The following is a 21,123-nucleotide window of genomic DNA, read 5'->3' as shown; positions in this document are numbered from 1 at the left end:
GCGGCGATCACCGGCCGCCGGGCCAGGCGCCCGGCGGCCCTACCATGTCAACCATGACCGAGCTCCGCAGCAAGGCTGAGCACACCGAGGCCATCCGCAGGGACCGCAGGATCGCCGTGGTGATCAACACGCGCTCCCGCCGTGGCCGCCGCCATTACTTCGAGGTGCTGGACCAGATCCACGCGCTCGGCTTCGAGCCGCTGGCGGAGTACTCCGTCGTCAACCCCAAGCGGCTGCGCGCGCACCTGGACAGGGCGCTGGAGACCAAGCCCGACCTGCTGGTCGTCGGCGGCGGCGACGGCACGCTGTCGTCGGCGGTCCGCCACGTCGCCCACCGCGACGTGGCCCTCGGCGTGCTGCCGCTCGGCACCACCAACAACTTCGCCCGCAGCCTCGGCCTGCCGCTCGACCTGGCGGGCGCCATCCGGGTCTTCGACACCGGCAAGGTCGCCGACATCGACCTCGGCATGGCCGAGGACCGGCCGTTCGCCAACCTGGCCAGCTTCGGCGTCTCGGTCGAGGTCGCCGGCACGGTCAAGCCGTGGCTCAAGCGCATCCTCGGCCGCCCCGCCTACCCGCTGACCGCCCTGACGATCATCCCGGGCCACAAGCCGTTCCGCGCCGTCCTGACCGTCGACGGCAAGCGGCACGAGCTGCTCACCGACCAGCTCAACATCGCCAACGGCCGCTTCCACGGCGGCTGGCAGGTGGCCCGCGACATCAGCATCGACAACGGCATGCTGGTGGCCTACCAGCTCGGTTCCGGCAAGAAGCTGCGCCTGCTCGGCGAGACGCTGGTGCGCGCCACCACCGGCAGGTGGCGCAGCCTGGCCGGCGGGCCGTTCGTGATGGGGCGCGAGATGCTGCTGGAGACCGAGCCGCCGATGGCCGCCGACGTCGACGGCGAGGTACGGCTGCGCACCCCGATCAGGCTGCGCGTGGTGCCCAACGGGGTGCGCGTGATGGTGCCACCGGACTTCCAGGACAGCTGAGCGCCGCCCGGCCGGACCCGCGGCCTGCCGGGACGGGATCGCGGTCCCGGCAGGCGCGGCCACCAGGGTCAGGCGCCGGGCGAGATGCGCCGGTACCAGTCGAACGTCCGCCTGACACCCTCCTCCAGGGGCACCCGCGGCTCGAAGCCCGTCAGCTCCCGCAGCAGGGAGATGTCGGGACAGCGGCGGGCCACCGAGCCGGCCGGCGCGGGCACCGGGTCGATGACCGGGTCTTGGCCCGCCAGCCGCAGCACCAGCTTGGCCAGGTCGGAGACGGTCGTCTCCTCGGTGTCGTCGCCGATGTGCACGATCCGCCCGAAGGCCGCGGGTGTCGCCATCAGCCGCACCATCGCCTCCACCGCGTCCTCGACGTGGCAGAACGCCCGGGTCTGCTCGCCGCCGTACAGCCGGAACGGGTTCTCGCCGCGCAGGGCGCGCAGCGCGAGCTCGGGGATCACGTGGTCGGCGCCCATCCGCGGCCCGTACACGTTGTGGAAGCGGCCCACGACGGCGTGCGCGCCGTGCAGGACCGCCGCCTCGCCGTGCAGCTTGCTGATGGCGTAGGAGAAGCGCGGCGCCGCCACGTCCTCGATGACCAGCGGGACGCTCTCGGGCGTCGGCACCGGCACCAGCCCGGCGGTGACGCCGCCCGCGTACGCCTCGCTGGTGGAGGCGTAGAACAGCGGCTCGCCGGGCCTGATCCAGTCCAGCAGGTGCATCAGCGCCAGGGTGTTGACGCGCAGCACCCTGGCGGGGAGCCGCTCGACGTTGCGGACGCCGACGACGGCGGCCAGCAGGTAGATCTGGTCCCAGCCGTGCTCCAGCGCCCGGTAGGAGGCGGGATCGGTGAGGTCGGCGTCGCGCACGTCCAGCGGCATGCCCTCCAGGTCGCGGTCGCGCCTTCCCCTGGAGAAGTCGTCGACAAGGGTGACGGCGTGGCCGTCGGCCAGCAGGCGCCTGGCGAGGTGGAGCCCGATGAAGCCGGCGCCGCCCAGCAGAAGGACTCTCATCGCGTGTATCCGATCCCCGCGTAGCGGATGCCCCGTCCGGTGAGCCCGTCGGCGTCGAGGATGCGCCAGGAGTCGAACAGCACCCTGATCGGGGTGTCGCCGACCGTCATCCCCCGGTAGTCGGGGTGGTCGTTGACGATCAGCATCGCGTCGGACTCGGCGAAGGCCTTGTCGAGGCTGACGGGCCGCCCGCCGTACCGGGCGATGACCTCGTCGGCGACCAGCGGATCGTGGCCGAGGACGGTCAGCCCCGCCCTGGTGAAGACCGGCATCATGTGCTCGACGGGAGTGCCGCGCATGTCGTCCGTGGCCGGCCAGCCCTTGTAGGCCCAGCCGAGCACCGACAGGATGACGCCGTCCGTCTCGCCGAAGGTCTCACGGATCAGCGCGACCAGCCGTTCGGCGACATGGGACGGCAGGCGCTCGTTGAGCGCGCGGGCGTGGCCCACCAGCGAGGTGGTGGCGCTCGCCCGCATGAGGTACGGGTCCTTGGTGAGGCAGCCCCCGCCCACGTAGCCGGGCTTGGCCAGGTCGGGGCGCGGATAGCCGAGGTTGGCCGCGCCGATGACCTCCAGCGGGTCCAGCCGGTGCTGCTCGGCGATCAGCGCCAGCTCGTTGCCGTAGGCGTAGATCAGGTCGGTGTGGCAGTTGTTGGCCAGCTTGACCATCTCGGCCGCCTCGAGGCTCGAGACGGGGACGATCCGGTCGGCCAGTCCCTCGGACAGCTCGACCCCCGCCTCGAGGCTGTCCTGGTCGAGCCCGCCGATCACCTGGGGCAGCTCGACCAGCTCCCGCAGCGCCTGCCCCTGGATGGTGCGTTCGGGCGCCATCACCAGGCGGGTGCCGGGCTCGAGGCGGGGCAGCACGACCGAGCGGCTGGTGCCGATCGGTACCGTCGAGCGCACCACCACGAGGCGCTGCCGCCCGCACGCTTCGGCCGCGGCGGCCAGGCCGTCCAGGCGTGGCGTCCCGGTGGCGAGGTCGACGGGCGTGGACACGCACAGGATCACCGCGTCCAGCGGCTCGCCGGGCAGCGCCGCGCCGATGCGGACGCGGCCGCCGAGGTGCTCGTCGAACACCTCCTGCACGCCCGGCTCGAACACGTGGATCCGCCCGCGCGACAGCGCCTCCACGACGGCAGGGTCGACGTCCACGCCGTGGACCGTGAAACCCTTGCGGACCAGTGCCGCGGTGAGCGTCAGGCCCACGTATCCCATGCCGACAACGCCGACGGTCTTCGGCATCGTCACTCCTTTCCTTCCCGAGGGAAAACCCCGCAGGGGGGACTCACCAGGTCCAGGTCGACCGTGGTGACGTTGCCCGCGAACCCGTGCCGGCGGTAGGCCGCGCAGGCGGCGCGGCGGTTGCCGGGGGCGGCGGCGTAGTCGGTGGCCAGGACGGCCTTGCCCGTGGCGCGCAGGGCGGCGGCCTCGGCGAGGTTGCCGGCGCACCACTCCTTCGCGCAGGCCCGGTCGGTGGCCATGAAGAACAGCTCCTCCATGCCGATGCCGTCGATGGCGGCGGTGTAGCCGCCGTGGTGCCGCAGCTCGGGCGAGTTCTGCGGGACGACGAGGAAGCCGGGGCGGACGGCCTTGGCGTAGGCGCTGATCCGGACGATCAGGTCGGCCATCTTCCTGCCGAGGCTGTGGCGGGTCTCGCCGGGCACGCGCGCCAGGTCGATCTCCTCGTACGCCAGGGGCGTGTCGAGGTAGACGCCGTCGAAGCCGGCCCGCATGGCCTGGTCGACGCGGGGCCTGATCACCCGGTCCCACCACCACGGGTCCCAGTACTCGACGAAGTGCTCGTCGGGCCAGTCCGGCCAGACGTTCAGCCGCAGCCCGGCGGGCAGGCGCGCGAACTCCGTCCTGAACTCCTCCAGCGAGCCGATCTCGAAGTAGGCCAGCACCGTCTTGCCGCTCTCGCGCACCGCGGCGATCTCGGCGGCGGTGAAGTAGCCGGCGGCGGTGCCGTCGCGCGACAGGTCCACGACGGCCAGCCGGTGCGGCGCGGCGGCCACCGTGTCCAGCCGGCCGCCGGGATAGCCGGTCAGCACGTAGGTGAAGGAGGTGACGTCGAGCAGTCCTGTGGCGCCGGGGGCGGAGGCGCAGGCGCTCACCGTGAGCAGCAGGGCGAGGGCGAGCCGCCTCATCGCTCCTCCGCCATGGCCGCGACCGACGCGGCCAGGCCGTGGACGGGACGCCAGCCGAGGACCTTGATCGACCGGGTGATGTCGGCCTGGCTCCACGGCGCCGCCCCCGACCGGTCGGATCCCCCCGCCATCTCGTGGATCCCGCCGTCGAAGCCCAGCGCGCGGGCCAGCAGCGCCACGGCGTCGCGGACCGGCACCGCCCGCCCCGACCCCACGTTGAGGACCCGCTCGCCGCCCAGGTCCGCGAAGGTCGCGGCCACCACGGCGGCGGCGACGTCGCGCACGTCCACGAAGTCGCGCATCGCGCCGAGCGGGCCGAGCGTGATGTCGTCCTTCCCCTCGCGCAGCAGCCGGGCCGCCCGGCCCAGCACGTTCACCGGTGTGAGGCCGGGCCCCACCGGGTTGAAGACGCGCAGCGACACGCCGTCCACCGGTCCCGAGGCGACCAGCCCGGTTCCGGCCAGGTGGCTCACCCCGTAGGCGGTGACCGGCCTGGCCGGGTCGTCCTCGCGGACCGAGCTCCCGTACGGCGTGGGCCCGTACTCGGCGGCCGAGCCGAGCCGTACCAGCCTGGCGGCGGGCGCGACCGCGGCCATGGCCTCCACGAGCAGGGCGACCACGCCCGCGTTGCCGCGCAGCAGCTCGTCGGGGCCGCCCGCCATCCGCCCCACGCAGCTGAGCACCGCGTCGGGCCGGACGCGGGCCAGCAGGCCGGTCACGGCGGCGACGTCGGCGGCCAGCAGGTCGAGCCGCTCCCGACCCGCGCAGACGACCTCCCCGACCCGGGGGTCGTTGTCCAGCAGCAGCCTGACCTGGCGGCCGAGGAACCCCGAGGCGCCGAGCAGCAGCACCCTCACAGCGCTCGCTCCGGCTCCGGCAGCAGCAGCGGCCTGATCTCCTCGAAGCGGGCGTTCGCCTCGTCGTAGTCGTCGGGGCGGCCGATGTCGAGCCAGTAGCCGTCGAACTCGAAGACCGCCGGCGGCCGCTCGCGCGCCAGCAGGTCGAGCACCAGGTCGTCGAAGCCGAAGGCCATCCCCTCGGGATAGCCCTCGATGCAGCCGCGCGACAGGGCGTAGACGCCCATGCTGACCAGGTAGCTGAGCAGAGGCTTCTCCCTGAAGCCCGTGATGTGCCCGCCGGCGGCCTCCAGCACCCCGAAGTCGATCTTGACGACCCGGGGGGCCGTGGCCACCGTCAGCGGCGCCGTCGAGGCGGCGTGGCCGCGCAGCAGGTCGGCGTAGTTCAGCGTGGTCAGGACGTCGCCGTTCATGACCAGGAAGTGCTCGGGCAGCCGGTCCCTGATCGAGAACAGCGGCCCGATCGTCGACAGCGGCGCGACCTCCTCGGTGTAGTCGACGGCCAGCTCCCACCGGGCGCCGTCCCCGACGAACGCCCTGATCAGCGGGGACAGATGGCCGACGGCCAGGGTGACGCTGGTGAAGCCCTGCGCCGCGAGCTGGCGCAGGATGATGTCGAGGATCGCGTACTCCTCGCCGATCGGCACCAGCGGCTTGGGCAGCGCCGAGGTGTACGGCCGCAGCCGCACTCCCTTGCCGCCCGCCAATATGACGACATGCATGAACATCCCTTTCAGGGGTGGGACAGGCGTGCGATGCAGCGAGTGTCGTCGCGCCGGGTTTCACTTCGGTTCCTCTGCGGTTTCTCCCGCAGGGCTAGGGTCGGTAGGCGTGGGGTTCGAGAACGCCGAGGACCGCTGGCGGCACCGTCTCGGCGAACTGCGCAACGTCGTCCGACAGGAGCTGGTCACCCGGCAGCTCGACAGGCACCTGCCCGCCGCGCCCGCCCGCGTGCTCGACGCCGGATGCGGCCAGGGCACCCAGGCGCTGCGCATGGCCGAGCGCGGCCACGACGTCACCGGCGTCGACACCTCCGCGGACCTGCTCGGCCTGCTGCCCCCTGGCAGGGTCACGACCGTGCGCGCCGACCTGTCCGAGCTGCCGGCGCTGTTTCCGCCCGCCTCGTTCGACGTGGTGCTGTGCCACGGCGTGCTGATGTACTTCGCCGACCCCGGTCCGCTGCTCACCGACCTGGCACGACTGGTCCGGCCGGGCGGGTTCCTGTCGCTGCTGGTGCGCAACGGCGACGCGCTGGCCATGCGGCCCGGCCTGGCGGGCGACTGGCCGGCCACCCGGGCCGCCTTCACCGCCGACGCCTACACCAACAGGCTGGGCGTGCGCGCGCGGGCCGACCGCCGCGCCGACCTCACCGCGGCGCTGGCGGCGCGCGGCCTGGAGGTGACGCACTGGTACGGCGTGCGCGTCTTCACCGACCCGGCCCCCGACGCGACGCCCGTGCCGGACGACCTGGACGCGCTGATCGACTGCGAGGAGATCGCCGGCCGTACCGACCCCTACAGAGCAGTGGCCGCGCTGACACACCTCATCGGTGGTAGACAGGAAGCATGAAACGTCCCGGCAACTGGTGCGAGCGGCCGCGACCACCCCAGCCGTGGTGCGAGCGACCGGCTCCTCCCGCCCCGTGGTGCGAGGTGCCGGGCTCCTCGGTGCTCGGCGTGCTCGACGCGCTGCTGAAGGCCGCCAAGCGCTGAGGTTTCCCCGCCGCGGGGCGGGTAGTCGCTCCCTCCATGAACACCGAGCGGCACCGTTGCACGACTGAGCCGGCCGGCGACCCGTCCGTGTCGCCGGCGTCGTCGGTGTCGTCGTCGCGCTGCCGCCGCCACGGGCCACGGCCGCAATCGTGGCCGGAGTTTTGCTCATTCTTGCCGCCGTACTTGGTCTTATCGGTAGGAAGCAGGGCGAACAGGCGGCATCGCCGGCGCCCGTTGCGGCGAACGAGAGCCTCAGGACCGACATCGACGTGGATCGACGTGGTGAGAGAGAGGGGACGACGATGACCGAGACCGATCCGGGCTTCAGCGACGCGCACGCCGGCGACGTGGGCGCGCGCAGGGCCACGGTGGGCACCCCGACCGACCACGAGTCCGTCAACGTCCCGCCCACCAGGGCAGGGGCGGCGGAGAACGCCGAGGCCGCGGCCGAGGCGCGCAGGCCGCACGAGGAGTTCGTGCCCGAGGGCCCGATCCCCGACGACAGGGCCGGCGAGGCGGACAAGTGGGACGACGAGCCCGCCGAGGTCTCCGGTAGCCAGGTCCTCGGCGAGCAGGTTCCCGGTGGCCAGGCTTCCGGCGGCCAGGACTCCGGTGGTGGCCAGGTCTCCGGCGGGCCGGGCCCGGGCGGCCGGAGCGGCGCGAGCGCCGCGGCCACGCCGCGGCCGAGCACCGACCGGCTGGTGGCGGGCGGGCCCGGGCAGGGCGGCGGGCGCGACGAGATCGCCGGGACCCGCGGGGAACTGGGCGGCACCGTCGAGGCCATGGTGAACAAGGCCGACCTCAAGGGCAGGGCGAGCGGGGTGGCCGGCGCGGCCAGGGACCGGGTCGTCGCCGTCACCGACCGGATGCCGGACCCCGTCAGGGACGCCGCCGACAAGGTGGGCGCGCAGGCGCGGCGCCGGCCGGGCCTGGCGGCCGTGGCCGCCGGCGTCGTGGCCCTGCTCGTGGCCCGGAGGCTGATGCGGCGAGGCAAGAAGTAGGTAGGCGTATGTGGTGGAGCGCGCTCAGGCGGGCGTTCGCCGAGTTCCGGCGCGACGGCGTGCAGGACTGGGCGGCGGCGCTCACCTACTACGGTGTCCTGTCGATCTTCCCCGCCCTCATCGTGCTGGTCTCGCTGCTCGGCATGGTCGGAAGGGACGACGCGGCCACGGTGCTCGGCGGCATCGCCGTCCTGGCCCCGGCCGAGGTGCGTGACCTGCTGCTCCAGGGGCTGGCGGGGGTGCGCAGCACCGGCGCAGGAGCGCTGGCGATCGTCGGCCTGCTCGTGGCGCTCTGGTCGGCCTCGGGGTACATCGCGGCCTTCATCCGCGCGGCCAACGCGATCTACGACATCCGGGAGGGTCGTCCGTTCTGGAAGCTGACGCCGCTGCGCCTCGGGCTGACGCTGCTGGTCATGGTGCTGCTGGCGGCCGGGGCGGTCGCCGTCACCCTGACCGGCCGGGTGGCCGAGGTGGCAGGCGACCGGCTCCGCGTCGACGACACGCTGGTCACGGTCTGGGACATCGCCAAGTGGCCGGTGCTCGCCCTCATCGCCGCGGGGCTCATCATGGTGCTGTACTGGGCGGCGCCGAACGTGCGCCAGCCGGGGCTGCGCTGGATCACCCCGGGCGGGCTGGTCGCGGTCGTGCTGTGGATGATCGTCTCCGGCGGTTTCGCCCTGTACGTGGCCAACTTCGGCTCCTACAACAAGACCTACGGCACGCTCGCCGCGGTCGTGGTGTTCCTGATCTGGCTGTGGCTGTCCAACATGGCGGTGTTGTTCGGCGCGGAGTTCGACGCCGAGCTGATCAGGGGCAAGCGCATGGCGGAGGGACACCCCGCGGACGCCGAGCCCTATGCGGTTCCGCGGGACCCGCCCGCGCCCGATACGCTGCCGACATGATTCGTCGTGCGGTGGTGGCCGTGATCATCGCGCTCGGCCTGGCCGGGTGCGGTGGCGGTGGCGCGGTCAGCGACCTCGGCAAGGTCGTCGAGGGCGTCCCGGGCGCGACCACGCAGGTCCAGATCGGCAAGGGGCAGCGCTTCTCGGTGGCGCTGCCGCACGGCGACTGGGAGCTGAAGCAGGTGCCCGACGCCAAGGTGGCCTCCTTCATCAGCGAGGAGCACGCCGACGACCGCTCCTACTTCGTCTTCAACGCCAAGCACCCCGGCAGCACGCGCGTCGAGATCACCGGCCAGGGAGCGGCGACGGTGGCGATCACCGTGCAGTAGGGTGCCGCGCATGAGCGATCTCCGGGAGTTCATGCGCGTACGGGCCAGCGCCGACGGGGCGGAGACGGTGACCTGGTGGACCGGCGACGTCTACGCCTATCTGCCCGACGACGGGCCCCGTCACCTGTTCGGCTTCGAGGGTGTCAACGTGGCGCGGGCGGTGGAGGGCGACGGCGGCTGGGAGCTGCTGACCAGGGAGGCGGCGGCCTACCTCGACCCCGTCTCGCGTGAGCCCCTCGACATCTGGGACAACCCCTTCACCAGCCGATCCGTCGACGTCCAGCACGTCTACAACGACCCGGTCAACCAGCGGTTGCGCGGCTTCACCGTGCCCACCACCAGGCTCGGCGACACGGTCGTGTTCAACACCGACATCCTGCTGGCCTACCCGTCGCCGCTGAAGGTGGCCGACCATCCCGACAACTCCTTCAGCGACACCTACCGGGCCATGGAGCTGTTCCAGTTCTTCGCCCCCGCGGCCGATCTGGACGGCAAGGCCCCCTCGGTGCCGAGCACGCTGTCGTGGTGCCGGGTCTCGCCGTGGCTGCCGTGGATGGCGATGGCCCAGCGGCCGGGCGCGCTGGTCTACCACTGCAGGGGCGCCAAGGTCGACGAGGTGCCGGGCAACCTCGAGGCGTTCTTCGGCCCGATCAGCGCGCCCGTCGAGTGGAGCGCGCCCAACCAGACGAGCTGGACGACCTTCGTTGACCGAAGAAAGTTCTAGTCGTAGATTGCCCAGGTGACGGTGCACCAACCCGGCCTCGGCCGGTACTACGAGGACTTCGTCGTCGGCGACGTCTACCAGCATCCGCTGGGCCGCACGATCAGCGAGGCGGACAACACCTGGTTCACCCTGCTGACGATGAACACCAACCAGAACCACTTCAACGCGCACTTCGCCGCGGGCGCCCCGGCCGGGAAGATCATCGTGAACTCCGGCCTGTCCGTGGCGATCGTGCTCGGCCTGTCGGTGATCGACGTGAGCCAGAACGCCATGATGAACCTCGGCTGGGACGAGATCAGGCTCACCCATCCGGTGTTCGTCGGCGACACCCTGTACGCCGAGTCGAAGGTCCTCGACAAGCGCGAGTCGAGGTCGCGCCCCTACGCCGGCATCGTCACCTGCGCCACCCGCGGCCTCAACCAGGACGGCGACGAGGTCATGTCGTGGCGGCGGACCGTCATGGTCTACAAGCGGGACGCGCCGCACGACAAGGGCCACTTCCCGACCGCGAAGAACGGACCCATGTGATGGACTTCGAGCTCGACGAGGACCAGCAGCTGTTCCGCGCCACCCTGAGAGAGTTCGTCGACAAGGAGATCGTGCCCGTCGCCGGCGAATGGGAGCGGTCGGGCCGCTACCCGGCGGAGATCGTCGAGCGCTTCAAGGAGCTCGGCCTGTTCGGCATGACGATCCCGGCCCGCTACGGCGGCCTCGAGCTCGACCGCGTCTCCTACGCCCTGGTCTTCGAGGAGATCGCCCGCGGCTGGATGGGCGTGGCGGGCGTGCTCGGCTCCCACTCGCTGTCGGCGTGGATGATCGACCAGTACGGCACGCCCGAGCAGAAGGACCGTTACCTGCCCGCCCTGGCCGCCGGCACCCGCCGTACCGGGATCGCGCTGACCGAGCCGGGGGCGGGCACCGACCTGCAGGGGATCACCACCCGCGCGGTCCGCGACGGCGACCATTACGTGATCAACGGCGCGAAGACCTGGATCACCAACGCCCGTCACGCCGACCCGATGCCCGTCCTGGTGAAGACCTCGATCGAGACGCCCGCCCACAAGGGCATGTCGATGCTGCTCGTCGAGGCCGGCACGCCCGGCTACACCATCAGCCGCGACCTGCCCAAGCTCGGCTACAAGGGCACCGAGACCTGCGAGATCACCCTCGAGGACGTGCGGGTGCACCGCGACCGGTTGCTCGGCGGCGTCGAGGGGCGGGGGATGCAGCAGGCGCTGTCGGCCCTCGAGCTCGGCAGGGTGAACATCGCCGCCCGCGCGGTCGGCGTCGCGCAGTGCGCCTTCGACGCCGCGCTCGCCTACGCGGGGCAGCGGGAGGCGTTCGGCAGGCCGATCGGCGACTTCCAGGCCATCCAGCTCAAGCTCGCCGACATGGCCACCGACATCCAGGCGGCCAGGCTGATGACCTACTGGGCGGCCTCCAGGTCGGCCAGGGCGGAGGCGGCCATGGCCAAGTACTTCGCCTCGGAGGTGGCCCTGCGCGTCACGATGGAGGCCATGCGCGTGCACGGCGGCTACGGCTACTCGCAGGAGTTCGTCCTGGAACGCCTCTACCGCGACGCGCCGCTGATGGCGATCGGCGAGGGCACCAACGACGTGCAGCGCCTGCTGATCGCCAGGGAACTGCTCAAGGGAACGGTGAGGGTCGGCTGGTGAGCTGTCCGTTCTGCGAGATCGTCGCGGGGGAACGGGCCGCCTTCGTCGTCTCCTCCGACGAGGTGGCCGTCTCCTTCCTCGACGCCAGGCCCGTCTTCAAGGGGCACCTGCTGGTGGTGCCGCGGCAGCACGTCGAAACGCTGACCGACCTGCCCGAGGTGGGCCCCTTCTTCGAGCGGGTGCAGCAGCTGGCGGGCGCCGTGGAGAAGGGTCTGGAGGCGGCGGGCACGTTCGTGGCGATGAACAACCGCATCAGCCAGAGCGTCCCCCACCTGCACGTCCACATCGTGCCGCGCAACAGGAAGGACGGGCTGCGCGGCTTCTTCTGGCCGCGCGTGAAGTACGACTCCGACGAGGAGGCCGCGGCCTACGCCGCCGCCATCAGGGGGAGCGGCTGAGCGGGCGGCCCCGCGCGCCCGCCGCTCCGCCCTTCAGGACCGCGGGTCCGCCTTCTAGGACCGCCGCTCCGCCCTCCAGGACCGCGGGCCGCGCCCCGCGGCGGCGGGACGGCGGTAGGCTCCGGCCGTGGAACCCGTGGTCGTCGCCCTCCTCCTGGCTCTCCTCGTGGGCGGTCCCGCCCTCGTGCTGTGGCGGGTGCTGCGCGGGCGCCGCGAGCTGGGCTCGGGCCCGGCCGAGCGGGCCACGTTCGAGACCCTGCACACCGCCTCGCTGGCCGCGCCGCCGCTGCGCGCCGGCCTGTCGGAGGAGGGGGCGCAGCGGGCCTCCAAGCACCTGCGCGAGCTGCTCGGCTCCCCGGCGATCGCCATCACCGACGGCGAGCGGCTGCTGGTCTACGACGGCGCGGGCGAGCACCACGCGGCCGAGGCGTTCGCCCACGCGGCGGGCACCCTGAAGGACGGCCGTACCCAGGTGCTCAACCTCGACTGCGAGCTGCTCGAGTGCCCGATCAGGCACGCCGTGGTGGTGCCGCTCACCACGGACGACCGGGTGGTCGGCTCGCTGGCCGCCTACGGCGAGCACAGCTCGGCCGGGCTGGTCCGCGCCGCCCAGGAGGTGGCCCGCTGGGTCGACTCGCAGCTCGAGCTGGCCGAGCTCGACCGCAGCCGCACCCTGCTGATGGAGGCCGAGGTGCGGGCGCTGCGCGCCCAGATCTCCCCGCACTTCATCTACAACTCCCTCACCACCATCGCCAGCTTCGTCCGCACCGACCCCGAGCGGGCCAGGGAGCTGCTGCTGGAGTTCGCCGACTTCACCCGCTACAGCTTCCGCAGGCACGGCGACTTCACCACGCTGGCCGAGGAGCTGCGCTCCATCGACCGTTACCTCATCCTCGAACGCGCCCGCTTCGGCGACCACCTGCGCGTCACGCTGCGGATCGCGCCCGAGGTGCTGCCCGTCGCCGTGCCGTTCCTGTGCCTGCAGCCCCTGGTCGAGAACGCCGTCCGGCACGGCCTGGAGTCCAAGGACGGCGTCGGCCGTATCACGATCATCGCCGAGGACGCGGGCGCCGAATGCCGCATCAGCGTCGAGGACGACGGCCTCGGCATGGATCCCGAACGTCTGCGCCGGATCCTGGCCGGCGACGTCCCGGCGGCCGGCGGCGTCGGCCTGGCCAACGTCGACGAGCGGCTGCGCCAGGTCTACGGCGACGAGTACGGCATCGTCGTGGAAACGGCTCAGGGGGCCGGCACGAAGGTCAACGTCAGGGTCCCCAAGTACCACCCCGGGGTGTCAGCCCGCTGATCTACTTTGTAAAGGCGCGGCCCTGGTAGCGGGTGGCCGTACGGCCCTCCTCGCACACATGGCGGAACCGGCGACGATTTCGCGAGCCTGTGATCGGGTCGTGACAGGCTTGACGCCTGATGTCTGTTTCATCACTCTCAAATGACCGGAGGGAGAGCCGTGAACGGGCTGCGGGTGCTGGCGGTGGACGATGAGCTCCCCGCGCTCGAGGACCTGGCGTACCTGCTGCGCGCCGATCCCCGGATCGGCGAGGTCGCCACGGCGCGCGACGGGGCGGCGGCGCTGCGGCTGCTCGACCGGGCCATGGCCGAGGGCAGGCCGATCGAGGCGGTCTTCCTCGACATCAGGATGCGCGGGCTGGACGGGGTGGTGCTGGGCAGGCTGCTGTCGCGCTTCGCCGACCCGCCCCGGGTGGTGTTCGTGACCGCCTACGAGGAGCACGCGGTCGACGCCTTCGAGATCAAGGCCGAGGACTACCTGCTCAAGCCGGTCCGCCCGGAACGGCTCGCCGAGGCGATCAGGCGGGTGTGCGTCTCGTCCGACGTGCCCGCCGAGAACGCCGAATACGACACGATCCCCGTCGAGCTGGGCGGGGTGACCAGGTTCGTCTCCACCGCCGACGTGGTCTACGTGGAGGCGCACGGCGACTACGCCCGCCTGCACACCTCCGGCGGCAGCCATCTGGTGCGCATCCCGCTGGCCACGCTGGAGGAACGGTGGGCCTCCTCGGGCTTCGTCCGCGTGCACCGCAGCCACCTGGTCGCCGTCAAGCACATCGAGGAACTGCACATCGACTCGGGCCGGTGCACCGTCAGGGTGGGCGAGACCGAGATCCCCGTCAGCCGCCGCCACACGCGCGAGCTGCGCGACCTGCTGCTGCGGAAGGCGAAGCGATGAAGGGCCGCGTCACCGTCACCAGCCCGCGCACCGCCGCCGCCCGCCGTCCCCGCTACCCGGCCAGCAGGGAGATCGACGAGCAGACCCGCCTCGGCGAGGTCTACATGCGCTCGCTGCTGCGCACGCAGTTCAGGCTCGCCCTGTTCGTCTGCACGGTGCTGGCCTGCGTGGTGCTCGGCCTGCCACTGCTGTTCCTGCTGGTGCCCGAGCTGCGCGCGGCCGAGCTGGCCGGCGTGCCGCTGCCGTGGGCGGTGCTGGCGGGGCTGATCTATCCGCTGTTCGTCGCGGGGGCCTGGCTCTACGTACGGCAGGCCGAACGCAACGAGCGCCACTTCGAAGACCTGGTCGAGCGGCAGTGAACGGCGCGTCCGCGGGGCGGGTGACGGTCGGGTGAGCCTCGCGGCCGTCGGCCTGGTGATGGCCGCGGCGATCCTCATCGGGGCGTTCGGGCTGCGGCTCTCGCGCACGACCTCCGACTTCTACGTCGCCTCCCGCACCGTGACCCCGCTGTGGAACGCCTCGGCCATCGGCGGGGAGTACCTGTCGGCCGCCTCCTTCCTCGGCATCGCGGGCCTCATCCTCACCCACGGCGCCGACATGCTGTGGCTGCCGGTCGGCTGGACCGGCGGATACCTGGTGCTGCTGGTCCTGGTCTCCGCGCCGCTGCGCCGCTCGGGCGCCTACACGCTGCCCGACTTCGCCGAGTCGAGGCTGGAGTCGATGGCCGTGCGCAGGACCGCCGGCGTGCTGGTCGTGCTGATCGGCTGGCTCTACCTGATGCCGCAGTTCCAGAGCGCGGGCATCGTGCTGCGGGCCATCACCGGCGCGCCGGGCTGGGTGGGCGGGCTGCTGGTCGCATTGGTCGTGGCGGTGAACGTGCTGTCGGGCGGGATGCGGTCGATCACCTTCGTCCAGGCCTTCCAGTACTGGCTGAAGCTGACCGCGCTCGCGCTCCCGCTGGTGTTCCTGCTGCTGGCCTGGCGCTCGGGCGGCGCGCCCGGACTGCCGGCGCACGACGCGGCCCACTGGCAGCTGCCGCTGGCCGGCGCCAAGGAGTACGGGCTGTACTCCACCTACTCGCTGATCCTGGCGACGTTCCTCGGCACGATGGGGCTGCCGCACGTGCTGGTGCGCTTCTACACCAACCCTGACGGGCGGGCGGCGCGCCGTACGACGCTGGTGGTGCTGTCGCTGCTGGGCGCCTTCTACCTGCTGCCGGCGCTCTACGGGTGGCTGGGCCGGATCTACGCGCCCGACCTGGCCGGCACGGACGCGGTGGTGCTGACGCTGCCGTCGCGGATGATCGGCGGCACGCTCGGCGACCTGCTGACGGCGCTGGTCACCGCGGGCGCGTTCGCGGCGTTCCTGTCGACGTCGTCGGGGCTGACGGTGTCGGTGGCGGGCGTGATCGCGCAGGACCTGCTCGGCGGCGGCGCGGTGCGCGCCTTCCGCCTGGCGACGCTGCTGGCGGTGACGGTGCCGCTGGGCCTGGCGGTGTGGGCCAGGGCCCTGCCGGTGGCCGACGTGGTGGGGCTGGCCTTCGCCGTGGCGGCCTCCTCGTTCTGCCCCCTGCTGGTGCTGGGCATCTGGTGGCGCCGCCTGTCGTCGACGGGCGCGCTGGCGGGGCTGCTGGTGGGCGGCGGCCTGGCGTGCGCGGCGGTGATGGCGCAGATCACCGGCGGCCCCTTCGACGGTCTCGTGGGCGCGCTGCTGGCCCAGCCCGCGGCCTGGACGGTGCCGATCGCCTTCGTGGTGATGATCGCCGTGTCGTTCCTCACCCCGCACCACGTGCCCCCGGGCGTGGCCCGCACCATGGTGCGGCTGCACACGCCCGAGACCCTCAACCTGGACCGCGGCGACTGGCGTCCGCGCTCGTCCTGACGGGCAGCTCGCCCGAGCCGCGCACCACCAGCTCGACCGGCACCCGCACCTGCTGGGGTGGCCCGCTGCCCAGCAGCAGGTCCACGGCGGTACGGCCGAGCAGCCCCGTGTCGTACCGCACCACGGTCACTCCGGGGTCGAAGACGTCGGCCAGGGCGAAGTCGTCGAACCCCACGAAGGCCGGCCTGTCGGGCCGCCGCCGCAGCGCCTGCAGGATGCCGATCGCCGCCCTGTTGTTGGTGGCGAAGAAGGCCGTGGGCGGGTCGGGCAGCGCCAGCAGCCGGTCCACCTCGCGCGCGGCCCGCCAGGGGTCGAACACGCCGCGCGTCACCAGCCGCTCGTCGAGCGTGCCGAGCGCCTCGCGGTAGCCGCGCGCCCGGTCGTGCACCGAGCTGACCGTCTCGTCGTCGGAGATGAGGGCGATCCTGCGATGCCCGCGCGCCATCAGGTGCTCGGTGGCCAGGCGCCCGCCCGTGAAGTCGTCGAGCAGCACCGCGCCGGAGTGGGGGACGCCCGGCGGCAGCCGGTCGACGAACACCGCGCGCAGCCCGCCGGCGACCAGCTCGCCGAGCCAGTCGTGCCGGCCGGCCGACGGCACGAGGATGAGCGAGTCGACGCCGCGCGCGAACATCGACTCCACCAGCATCCGCTCGCGCTCGGGCCGTTCCTCGTAGGAGCCGAAGACCACCAGCGCCTCGTGCTCGGCCGCCGCGCGCTCCACCGCCGCGGCCAGGTGGGAGTAGAACTGGTTGGAGATGTTCTCCATCACCAGGCCGATCGTGAGCATCGCCGCACCCCTGGCCAGGCGGCTGGCCGCCTCGTTACGGCGGAAGCCGAGCGCGTTGATGGCCTCCTGCACCCTGCGCTGGAGCGTGGCGCTGACGTGCGGCTCCTGGTTGACCACCCGGGAGACGGTCTTCAGGCTCACCCCCGCGTGCCGGGCCACGTCGGCCATGGTGGGCGGCTTGCGCCCCTCTGTCATAGTGTCCCCCATGAACGATGACTGGATCTGCGGCAGGCTGGGCGAGGACGCGCCGTGGACGCTCGGCGCCGTCAATCCCCCGATCTACGAGAACTCCCTGTTCACCTTCGAGACGGTCGGCGACCTGGCCGAGGCGATCAAGGACGAGGACGAGCGCTACGTCTACTGGCGGGGCACCAACCCGACCGTCGATCTCGCGCAGCGCAAGCTGGCCGCGCTGGAGCGAGCCGAGCGGGCCAAGTGCTTCGGCTCGGGGATGGGCGCGATCTCGGCGACCATCTCGTCGCTGGTGTCGGCAGGCGACCACGTGCTGGTGCTCGGCGCGATCTACGGGCCGACCACGCAGTTCCTGCGCTACCTGGAGAAGTTCGGCGTCACGCACACACACGTCGGCGACCCCGCTGGTCTTGACAGCGCTATCAGAGAGAACACGCGAGTACTCTACTTCGAGTCGCCGTCCTACATGAGCTACCGGCTGGTGGACATCGCGGAGGTGACCCGGTGGGCCGCGGGCCACGGGCTGGTCTCCGTCATGGACAACACCTGGTCGACGCCGCTGTTCCAGAAGCCGCTGACCATGGGCGTCGACCTGGTGATCCACTCGTTGTCGAAGTACGTGGGCGGGCACAGCGACCTGGTCGGCGGGGTGGTGGCCGGCTCCGCCGAGCTGATCAGGCCGATCGCGCTGACGGAGTACCAGCTGTACGGCGCGGCCATGTCGCCGCACGACGCGGCCAAGGTGATCAAGGGGTTGCGCACGCTCCCGGTGCGGATGGCCGCCCACCAGGAGCGCGGCCTGGCCGTGGCGGCCTTCCTGGACAAGCACGAGGCGGTGCGGGCCGTCCACCATCCGGGCCTGCCCTCCCATCCCGACCACGAGCTGGCGGCGCGGCAGATGTCGGGCTTCTCCAGCGTCTTCGGCTTCGAGGTCGACAGCGACGACCGGCAGGCGGTGGCGGCCTTCCTGGACGGGCTCAGGGCCTTCAGGATCGGCGTGTCGTGGGGCGGGTTCGAGAGCCTGGTCATCGCGCCCGCGCTGACCATCGAGGAGTCGGTGCGCGCCACCATGGGCATCCCCGTCGGGCTGGTGCGCCTGTCGGTGGGTCTGGAGCCGGCCGACACACTCATCGGGGATCTGGCTCTAGCGCTGGAGGGGGTTGTGCCCCTAGCTTGAGTGACAGCGCTGTCACCCAGGAGGCACCCCATGAAAACCCCCCTCCTCGCGGCCCTGGCCGCCGCCACTCTGACGATCGCCGCGTGCGGTTCGGACTCCTCGTCCGATGGCGGCGGCACGGTCAGGCTCCGCATGATCGAGAGCCTGACCAGCCCCGACAGGACCAAACTGATCAAGGGTCTGCTCGCCGAGTTCGAGAAGGCCAACCCCGGTGTGGAGGTGGAGCTCGTCTCGCCGCCCTTGGACAGTGCGGACCAGAAGATCACCCAGATCCTGCAGACCAAGAAGGACCTGGACGTGCTGGAAGTGCGCGACCACACGGTCAAGTCCTTCTCCAACAACGGCTGGCTGGCCGAGTTGCCCACCACCCAGTGGGCGGGCTGGACCGACCTGACCGAGCTGGCCAGGAAGAAGGCCGTGGAGGTGGGCGGCAAGCCGTACCTCATCCCCTACGGCTTCTACCAGCGGGCGCTGTTCTACCGCACCGACTGGGGCATGACCAAGCCGCCGGCCACCTGGGAGGAGCTCTACCAGGAGGGCAGGAAGATGACCACCGGCGAGCGGTACGGCTACTCCTTCCGGGGCGGCAAGGGCGGCGCCGACTACGCCGTCCAGATGATCAGCGCCTACAACGGCGAGGCGCTGGACCCGCAGAAGTCCTTCTACCTGAAGGACAAGAAGACGATCTTCTCCACGCCCGAGGCCGTCCAGGCCATGGAACTGTTCGTGAAGATCTTCAAGGAGGCCTCGCCGCCCGACTCGGTCGCCTGGGGCTACCCGGAGATGGTGCAGGGCTTCACCTCGGGCGTGACCGGCATGCTGATCCAGGACCCCGAGGTGATCAAGACGGTGGAGGAGAGCGGGCAGACGGCCTGGTCGACCGCGCCGATCCCCAAGGGCCCCACCGGCTACGCCTTCCAGCCCGTCGGCTACGCCGGATGGGGCGTCACCTCCTTCAGCGCCCATCGGGCCGAGGCGGTCAAGCTGGTGCAGTTCCTGTCGGAGGCCAAGCAGAGCATCGCCTTCGCCAAGGGCAACTCGCTCATCCCGATCTCGGTCTCCGCGCAGCAGGACCCGCAGTTCTCCCAGGGCGCCTGGAAGGCCTACCTGGAGGCGCAGCAGGACCCCAAGCAGGTGATCACGATCAGGCCGGTCGACTCGCCCGGATGGAGCCAGTTCCTCGTCGACTCCGACCGTGACGTGCAGGCGCTGCTGACCGGCAAGAAGAGCGTGGCCGACGTGCTGAAGGGCTGGGACGCGTTCTGGGCGGGTCAGGCTTCGTGAGCCGCCCCGCCTTCACCACCCGCAAGGCGGGGCTGATCGCGCTCTGCCTGCTGCCCGGAGTCGTCTTCGTCGCGCTCTTCACCTACTACCCGATGGTGCGCGGCAGCGTCATCGCCTTCCAGCGCTACAACCTGTTCGACCTGACCTCGACCCCGTTCGTCGGGCTGGACAACTTCAGGGCCGTGCTGGCCGAGGACAGGTTCTGGACGGCGCTGCGCAACACCGGCACGTGGGTCGCCGTCTCGCTGTTCTTCCAGTTCTTCCTCGGCTTCGCGCTGGCCCTCCTGCTGCGCCGCCAGTTCCGCGGCAGGGGGCTCTACCAGGCGTGGGTGTTCTTCCCCTGGGCGATGTCGGGGTTCCTGATCGGGCTGCTGTGGCGGTGGATGTTCAACGGCCAGTTCGGGGTGATCAACGACCTGCTGCTGCGGACCGGGATCATCGACACCCGCATCGGCTTCCTGTCCACGCCCGGCTGGGCCATGACGTCGGTGATCGTCGCCAACGTCTGGTACGGCGTGACGTTCTTCGCGATCATGATCATGGCGGCGCTCCAGTCGGTGCCACGCGAGCTGTACGAGGCGGCCGCCGTGGACGGGGCCTCCAGGCTGCGGCAGTTCTGGCACGTGACGCTGCCGCACATCCGCCCGACGCTGGCGCTGATCGTGCTGCTGCGGGTGATCTGGATCCTGAACTTCCCCGACCTCATCTACTCGATGACCGGCGGCGGCCCCGCGGGCTCGACGGACATCGTGACGACCTTCCTGATCCAGCAGGTCATGGGCGGCGACTACGGCAGGGCCGGCGCGGTCGGCTTCCTGGTCCTCGGCCTCCTGCTGGCCTTCAGCGTCTTCTACCTCAACGCCACCCGCTTCGAGAGGTCACGATGATCGCGCGGCGCGCCGCCAAGGCGATCGTGCTGGGAGCCTGGCTCCTGATCACGGTCTTCCCGCTCTACTGGGTCGTCGTCACCTCGCTCAAGCCCAAGAGCGAGATCTTCTCGATGCCGCTGCGGTACTGGCCGGGGGAGCCCACCCTGGAGCACTACGCTGAGCTGTTCTCCTTCGCCGACTTCGGCCGCTACCTGGCCAACAGCCTGCTGGTCGCGCTGGTGTCGGCGGCGGTGGTGACCGTCATCGGCGTGTTCGGCGGCTACGTGCTGGCCCGCTTCGACTTCCCCGGCAGGGGCGCGCTGATGCTGGCCTTCCTGGTCACGCAGATGATCCCGCTGTTCATCGCGCTGGGCCCGCTCTACCTCCTGATGTCGGACCTGGGGCTGCTCAACCGGCTGCCGGGGCTGATGGTCGTCTACGTCGCCATGCTGGTGCCGTTCTGCACGATCATCATGCGCGGCTTCCACGAGCGGGTGCCCGCGGCGCTGGAGGAGGCGGCGCAGGTGGACGGCGCGTCCAGGCTGCAGGCGATGGCGCGGGTGATCATCCCGGTGATACTGCCCGGCGTGGCGGCCACCTTCATCTTCGCCTTCGTCCAGGTGTGGAACGAGCTGTTCCTGGCGATCACGTTCATCGACAGCGAGGACGCCAAGACCGTCCCCGTCGCCATGAACTCCTTCATCACCCAGTACGACATCGACTGGGGTGCGATGGCGGCGGCCACCGTGGTGTCGGTGATCCCGACGCTGGTGCTGTTCGCCGCGATCCGCCGCTACATCGTCGAAGGGCTCACCGCTGGCGCGGTGAAGGGCTGACGGAGCGGGCACGCGACCGCTCAACCCGCAAATCAGACCTTTCACCGCAAGTGGCCGCCAGTTGGCCGCCGCGGCGGCGCGCCTCGCCGAACGGCCGGACCCGCCCCCTCCACGAACGGTAGCTTCCCCTCTTACCTTGTGCGT

General features: G+C 71.5%; 24 protein-coding genes and 1 pseudogene. 19 read left to right on the top strand and 6 right to left on the bottom strand.

Annotated elements, in window-relative coordinates; genetic code table 11:
- The first annotated feature begins 53 nt into the window (after positions 1-53).
- Entirely contained in the window at positions 54-992 is a 939-nt protein-coding gene (locus ABZX22_RS10020) for a diacylglycerol kinase family protein (RefSeq protein WP_354907274.1), read from the top strand.
- A 68-nt stretch (positions 993-1,060) separates the two neighbouring features.
- Here ABZX22_RS10020 and ABZX22_RS10015 read toward each other — a convergent pair whose 3' ends face one another.
- From ABZX22_RS10015 to ABZX22_RS09995, 5 genes are read right to left on the bottom strand one after another with little or no spacing between them, the layout of a single operon-like run.
- Positions 1,061-2,002 (bottom strand): NAD-dependent epimerase/dehydratase family protein, encoded by a 942-nt coding sequence (locus ABZX22_RS10015; RefSeq protein ID WP_354907272.1) that lies wholly within the window; start codon positions 2,000-2,002, stop codon positions 1,061-1,063.
- Positions 1,999-3,246 (bottom strand): nucleotide sugar dehydrogenase, encoded by a 1,248-nt coding sequence (locus ABZX22_RS10010; RefSeq protein ID WP_354907271.1) that lies wholly within the window; start codon positions 3,244-3,246, stop codon positions 1,999-2,001. Before ABZX22_RS10010 ends, ABZX22_RS10015 begins: the two co-directional genes overlap by 4 nt.
- A gap of 2 nt (positions 3,247-3,248) precedes the next feature.
- The gene (locus tag ABZX22_RS10005; RefSeq protein ID WP_354907270.1) at positions 3,249-4,151 is read right to left on the bottom strand and encodes an endo alpha-1,4 polygalactosaminidase; all 903 of its coding nucleotides are present in this window, start codon (positions 4,149-4,151) and stop codon (positions 3,249-3,251) included.
- Positions 4,148-5,008 carry an NAD(P)-dependent oxidoreductase gene (locus ABZX22_RS10000; protein WP_354907269.1) on the bottom strand — a complete coding sequence of 287 codons (861 nt, stop codon included), beginning with the start codon at positions 5,006-5,008 and terminating at the stop codon, positions 4,148-4,150. The genes ABZX22_RS10005 and ABZX22_RS10000 overlap by 4 nt, the downstream gene beginning before the upstream one ends.
- Positions 5,005-5,730 (bottom strand): sugar phosphate nucleotidyltransferase, encoded by a 726-nt coding sequence (locus ABZX22_RS09995; protein ID WP_354907268.1) that lies wholly within the window; start codon positions 5,728-5,730, stop codon positions 5,005-5,007. Before ABZX22_RS09995 ends, ABZX22_RS10000 begins: the two co-directional genes overlap by 4 nt.
- A gap of 109 nt (positions 5,731-5,839) precedes the next feature.
- Between ABZX22_RS09995 and ABZX22_RS09990 the strand changes: the two genes are divergently transcribed.
- From ABZX22_RS09990 to ABZX22_RS09925, 14 genes and pseudogenes are all read left to right on the top strand, one after another.
- Complete coding sequence (locus ABZX22_RS09990; protein ID WP_354907267.1) at positions 5,840-6,577, top strand: methyltransferase domain-containing protein; 738 nt, start codon at positions 5,840-5,842, stop codon at positions 6,575-6,577.
- Entirely contained in the window at positions 6,574-6,720 is a 147-nt protein-coding gene (locus ABZX22_RS09985) for a hypothetical protein (RefSeq protein WP_354907265.1), read from the top strand. Before ABZX22_RS09990 ends, ABZX22_RS09985 begins: the two co-directional genes overlap by 4 nt.
- 113 nt (positions 6,721-6,833) lie before the next feature.
- Positions 6,834-6,977, top strand: a pseudogene (locus tag ABZX22_RS09980) (phage holin family protein); the annotation flags it as partial.
- A gap of 45 nt (positions 6,978-7,022) precedes the next feature.
- On the top strand, positions 7,023-7,721 hold the full coding sequence (locus ABZX22_RS09975) for a hypothetical protein (RefSeq protein ID WP_354907264.1): 699 nt from the start codon (positions 7,023-7,025) through the stop codon (positions 7,719-7,721).
- Between the two features lie 8 nt (positions 7,722-7,729).
- Positions 7,730-8,623: a YihY/virulence factor BrkB family protein gene (locus tag ABZX22_RS09970; RefSeq protein ID WP_354907262.1), complete on the top strand. Its 894-nt coding sequence runs from the start codon at positions 7,730-7,732 to the stop codon at positions 8,621-8,623.
- Positions 8,620-8,952, top strand: coding sequence for a hypothetical protein (locus tag ABZX22_RS09965; RefSeq protein ID WP_354907261.1), 333 nt, complete (start codon positions 8,620-8,622; stop codon positions 8,950-8,952). Before ABZX22_RS09970 ends, ABZX22_RS09965 begins: the two co-directional genes overlap by 4 nt.
- A gap of 10 nt (positions 8,953-8,962) precedes the next feature.
- Complete coding sequence (locus tag ABZX22_RS09960; protein ID WP_354907259.1) at positions 8,963-9,676, top strand: DUF1838 family protein; 714 nt, start codon at positions 8,963-8,965, stop codon at positions 9,674-9,676.
- Positions 9,677-9,691: 15 nt separating this feature from the next.
- Positions 9,692-10,204, top strand: coding sequence for a MaoC family dehydratase (locus ABZX22_RS09955; protein ID WP_354907258.1), 513 nt, complete (start codon positions 9,692-9,694; stop codon positions 10,202-10,204).
- On the top strand, positions 10,204-11,352 hold the full coding sequence (locus ABZX22_RS09950; protein WP_354907257.1) for an acyl-CoA dehydrogenase family protein: 1,149 nt from the start codon (positions 10,204-10,206) through the stop codon (positions 11,350-11,352). The genes ABZX22_RS09955 and ABZX22_RS09950 overlap by 1 nt, the downstream gene beginning before the upstream one ends.
- Positions 11,349-11,750, top strand: coding sequence for an HIT family protein (locus tag ABZX22_RS09945; protein WP_354907256.1), 402 nt, complete (start codon positions 11,349-11,351; stop codon positions 11,748-11,750). Before ABZX22_RS09950 ends, ABZX22_RS09945 begins: the two co-directional genes overlap by 4 nt.
- A gap of 127 nt (positions 11,751-11,877) precedes the next feature.
- Positions 11,878-13,056: a histidine kinase gene (locus tag ABZX22_RS09940; protein ID WP_354907254.1), complete on the top strand. Its 1,179-nt coding sequence runs from the start codon at positions 11,878-11,880 to the stop codon at positions 13,054-13,056.
- Positions 13,057-13,215: 159 nt separating this feature from the next.
- Complete coding sequence (locus tag ABZX22_RS09935; RefSeq protein ID WP_354907502.1) at positions 13,216-13,953, top strand: LytTR family DNA-binding domain-containing protein; 738 nt, start codon at positions 13,216-13,218, stop codon at positions 13,951-13,953.
- Positions 13,950-14,312 (top strand): hypothetical protein, encoded by a 363-nt coding sequence (locus ABZX22_RS09930; protein ID WP_354907253.1) that lies wholly within the window; start codon positions 13,950-13,952, stop codon positions 14,310-14,312. Before ABZX22_RS09935 ends, ABZX22_RS09930 begins: the two co-directional genes overlap by 4 nt.
- 58 nt (positions 14,313-14,370) lie before the next feature.
- Complete coding sequence (locus ABZX22_RS09925) at positions 14,371-15,834, top strand: cation acetate symporter (protein WP_354907501.1); 1,464 nt, start codon at positions 14,371-14,373, stop codon at positions 15,832-15,834.
- Here ABZX22_RS09925 and ABZX22_RS09920 read toward each other — a convergent pair.
- Positions 15,794-16,816: a LacI family DNA-binding transcriptional regulator gene (locus tag ABZX22_RS09920; RefSeq protein ID WP_354907252.1), complete on the bottom strand. Its 1,023-nt coding sequence runs from the start codon at positions 16,814-16,816 to the stop codon at positions 15,794-15,796. The genes ABZX22_RS09925 and ABZX22_RS09920 overlap by 41 nt on opposite strands.
- 10 nt (positions 16,817-16,826) lie before the next feature.
- Here ABZX22_RS09920 and ABZX22_RS09915 point away from each other — a divergent pair, with 10 nt between their 5' ends.
- The 4 genes from ABZX22_RS09915 to ABZX22_RS09900 are packed head-to-tail and all read left to right on the top strand — an operon-like array spanning position 16,827 to position 20,979.
- Complete coding sequence (locus ABZX22_RS09915) at positions 16,827-17,990, top strand: PLP-dependent aspartate aminotransferase family protein (RefSeq protein ID WP_354907250.1); 1,164 nt, start codon at positions 16,827-16,829, stop codon at positions 17,988-17,990.
- 30 nt (positions 17,991-18,020) lie between these two features.
- Positions 18,021-19,274, top strand: coding sequence for a sugar ABC transporter substrate-binding protein (locus ABZX22_RS09910; protein ID WP_354907249.1), 1,254 nt, complete (start codon positions 18,021-18,023; stop codon positions 19,272-19,274).
- The gene (locus ABZX22_RS09905) at positions 19,271-20,161 is read left to right on the top strand and encodes a sugar ABC transporter permease (protein ID WP_354907248.1); all 891 of its coding nucleotides are present in this window, start codon (positions 19,271-19,273) and stop codon (positions 20,159-20,161) included. Before ABZX22_RS09910 ends, ABZX22_RS09905 begins: the two co-directional genes overlap by 4 nt.
- A complete protein-coding gene (locus tag ABZX22_RS09900; RefSeq protein WP_354907246.1) occupies positions 20,158-20,979 on the top strand; it encodes a carbohydrate ABC transporter permease in 822 nt (273 codons plus the stop codon). The genes ABZX22_RS09905 and ABZX22_RS09900 overlap by 4 nt, the downstream gene beginning before the upstream one ends.
- Positions 20,980-21,123 lie beyond the last annotated feature (144 nt).

It is taken from the genome of Nonomuraea sp. NPDC003804, from assembly GCF_040610675.1.
In the GTDB taxonomy this organism is placed as follows: domain Bacteria; phylum Actinomycetota; class Actinomycetes; order Streptosporangiales; family Streptosporangiaceae; genus Nonomuraea.
This window is presented reverse-complemented; position numbering and strand designations above follow the sequence as displayed.

What these genes read in the sequence shown, in the direction of transcription:
- ABZX22_RS10020 (WP_354907274.1), top strand. Translation starts at nt 54, where the DNA reads ATGACCGAGCTCCGCAGCAAGGCTGAGCACACCGAGGCCATCCGCAGG.
- ABZX22_RS10015 (WP_354907272.1), bottom strand. Translation starts at nt 2,002, where the DNA reads ATGAGAGTCCTTCTGCTGGGCGGCGCCGGCTTCATCGGGCTCCACCTC.
- ABZX22_RS10010 (WP_354907271.1), bottom strand. Translation starts at nt 3,246, where the DNA reads ATGCCGAAGACCGTCGGCGTTGTCGGCATGGGATACGTGGGCCTGACG.
- ABZX22_RS10005 (WP_354907270.1), bottom strand. Translation starts at nt 4,151, where the DNA reads ATGAGGCGGCTCGCCCTCGCCCTGCTGCTCACGGTGAGCGCCTGCGCC.
- ABZX22_RS09995 (WP_354907268.1), bottom strand. Translation starts at nt 5,730, where the DNA reads ATGCATGTCGTCATATTGGCGGGCGGCAAGGGAGTGCGGCTGCGGCCG.
- ABZX22_RS09985 (WP_354907265.1), top strand. Translation starts at nt 6,574, where the DNA reads ATGAAACGTCCCGGCAACTGGTGCGAGCGGCCGCGACCACCCCAGCCG.
- ABZX22_RS09975 (WP_354907264.1), top strand. Translation starts at nt 7,023, where the DNA reads ATGACCGAGACCGATCCGGGCTTCAGCGACGCGCACGCCGGCGACGTG.
- ABZX22_RS09970 (WP_354907262.1), top strand. Translation starts at nt 7,730, where the DNA reads ATGTGGTGGAGCGCGCTCAGGCGGGCGTTCGCCGAGTTCCGGCGCGAC.
- ABZX22_RS09965 (WP_354907261.1), top strand. Translation starts at nt 8,620, where the DNA reads ATGATTCGTCGTGCGGTGGTGGCCGTGATCATCGCGCTCGGCCTGGCC.
- ABZX22_RS09960 (WP_354907259.1), top strand. Translation starts at nt 8,963, where the DNA reads ATGAGCGATCTCCGGGAGTTCATGCGCGTACGGGCCAGCGCCGACGGG.
- ABZX22_RS09950 (WP_354907257.1), top strand. Translation starts at nt 10,204, where the DNA reads ATGGACTTCGAGCTCGACGAGGACCAGCAGCTGTTCCGCGCCACCCTG.
- ABZX22_RS09930 (WP_354907253.1), top strand. Translation starts at nt 13,950, where the DNA reads ATGAAGGGCCGCGTCACCGTCACCAGCCCGCGCACCGCCGCCGCCCGC.
- ABZX22_RS09925 (WP_354907501.1), top strand. Translation starts at nt 14,371, where the DNA reads ATGGCCGCGGCGATCCTCATCGGGGCGTTCGGGCTGCGGCTCTCGCGC.
- ABZX22_RS09920 (WP_354907252.1), bottom strand. Translation starts at nt 16,816, where the DNA reads ATGACAGAGGGGCGCAAGCCGCCCACCATGGCCGACGTGGCCCGGCAC.
- ABZX22_RS09915 (WP_354907250.1), top strand. Translation starts at nt 16,827, where the DNA reads ATGAACGATGACTGGATCTGCGGCAGGCTGGGCGAGGACGCGCCGTGG.
- ABZX22_RS09910 (WP_354907249.1), top strand. Translation starts at nt 18,021, where the DNA reads ATGAAAACCCCCCTCCTCGCGGCCCTGGCCGCCGCCACTCTGACGATC.
- ABZX22_RS09900 (WP_354907246.1), top strand. Translation starts at nt 20,158, where the DNA reads ATGATCGCGCGGCGCGCCGCCAAGGCGATCGTGCTGGGAGCCTGGCTC.